Source organism: Halomonas caseinilytica, from assembly GCF_001662305.1.
In the GTDB taxonomy this organism is placed as follows: Bacteria; Pseudomonadota; Gammaproteobacteria; order Pseudomonadales; family Halomonadaceae; genus Halomonas; species Halomonas caseinilytica.
Window position 1 is genome coordinate 1 of the sequence record NZ_BDEP01000037.1, and the last position, 1,979, is coordinate 1,979.

Sequence of the window (1,979 nt, forward strand, 5' to 3'; positions counted from 1 at the left end):
TCGCCGATTCGGAGCTGTTCCACGGGCACCTCGCCCACTGGCGTGTCGATCAGCGTGCCCTCGGCAAAGCAGATGACCTCTTCCTTGCTCTCGGCGGAGGAATAATCGACATAGAAGGTCTTGTTGCCATCCGTGACCGTCATTCTGCCGTCTGTGCCACCTTCATTGTTGTCGGTGATGGTGTAGCCTTCACCCTGCACGATGATGGTGTCACTGCCCGCTCCGCCGGCGGCGTGGATAGTGCTGCCGTCCGGTATGTCATCGGCGATGATCGTGATGGTGTCGTCGCCTCCATTGCCATACAGGTAATCGATCTTGCCGTCACCAGTATCGCCAGAGGCAATCAAATGGTCGTTGCCCGCGCCACCGTGCACGGCATCCGTGCCATTGCCGCCGATCAGGGTGTCGTTGCCATCCCCTCCCGTCATGGTGTCATTGCCATCTCCACCCTCCAGGGTGTCGTGGCCGGGACCACCATGCATGGTATCCGCGCCAGCACCGCCTATCAGGGTGTCGTTGCCGATGCCACCATGCAGGGTATCACCGCCGTTTCCCCCCTCCAGGATGTCATCGCCACCTTGCCCCCACAGAGTATCGCCACCATCGCCACCTCTCAGGGTGTCATTGCCGTCTCTACCCTCCAGGGTGTCATGACCACCAAGGCCATTGATAGTGTCATCTCCAGCAGTACCGACGATGTAATCACTTTCGGAGGTTGCCTTGTCTACTGGCTCATCTGCTGATTTATCTACTGCCATTTCCAGTCCCCTTGGGTTAATTTCTGATCAATCTCAACAGCCTCAACGAAAGAGGATTATTTTTCATATAGTTATGGCATGACACTGCCAGCCTAATGACTGGAGTGAGTCCCTATCGTTTCGGCAAAAGGCTAGAAAAAACAGCTCGGCTCTCCTTATAATCACTTTACGGAAAGCTCTACTTACCAGAGTTATTCTATGGTTTTAGATAAGACAAACAACGCATTTAACATTACTTGTTTTTTCACAAATAATTCACTATTAATTTATTTCAAAAATCCGCCGCTTAATTATAAATGTGGCCACATTATGAAAATGTGTCGCCAATAAAAGCAAACAAGAAAAATATATAAAAACCAATCAAAACATAGCCCTATAATTATTTTTTGAAACCAACTTAACAAAATAATTCACATACCCCAAAACTCGATAAACCTTTCCTTAACGGCGATTTCTTCTATCACTGGAGGACATCCTGTCTTTACGTTTTACCGTCACATCACCGCTGCAGCTTCACGCTTAGAATGTAACGCCAGACAGAAAAAACACCGGCCGGGCACGCTGCACGTGTCCAACCGGTGTCTTGAAGCGCCTGCTATCTACCTTGCGGGCTTTACCTGGCCTTGCTTTTTCTCCTGCCAAATGAGATCAAGCCGTCCGGGAAAGCGGCATCACGTCATGAATGCCCAGACGCTCGCGCAGGGCCAGCGGCAACAGGCGAGATGACGAGATACGGTGGCGTGGCATCTCGACGACGCGGGTCTCGATGCCGTAGAGCGCCACGTATTCGGCATAGTTGTCGAAAGCCTGACGATCGACATAGTCGATGTAGGTCTCCGACGGAGAGCCGTTGGCAAGAATCACGTTGTGCTCCTCGGTTTCCACATGGAACACCCGGAATTGCTCAGCCAGCTCGGCCAGGGGAACAAAACGGATGCTGTCGCTATTCACCAGCGCCGAGGCATTGATGACCAGACCATCCAGCACCATGCCGTGGCTGGCGGTAACGGTCAGATCGCTGTGCGGCAGGCCTCCGCCCAGGGCACCCGCCTCGATCCGCACTGGCTGCATGCGCCAGGCCAGGTGTGACTTGACCAGCGTCTGGTGGCCGATCCAGCGGACAGGCACTGTCTTGCCCTCGGCCGTCAGGATGGGATCGCCGATTCGGAGCTGTTCCACGGGCCTGTCTCGTATACACATCTGACGCTGCCGACGACCCCT

2 protein-coding genes are annotated in these 1,979 nt (G+C 53.6%); both read right to left on the reverse strand.

All coding sequences use genetic code 11. From position 1 onward, the window contains the following. Positions 1–758 (reverse strand): calcium-binding protein (locus A9O65_RS17540; protein ID WP_501161666.1); only part of this gene is annotated, 758 nt, incomplete at its 3' end. Positions 759–1,406: 648 nt separating this feature from the next. Continuing rightward, complete coding sequence (locus A9O65_RS16800; RefSeq protein WP_064702773.1) at positions 1,407–1,937, reverse strand: Hint domain-containing protein; 531 nt, start codon at positions 1,935–1,937, stop codon at positions 1,407–1,409. Between the last annotated feature and the right edge of the window lie 42 nt (positions 1,938–1,979).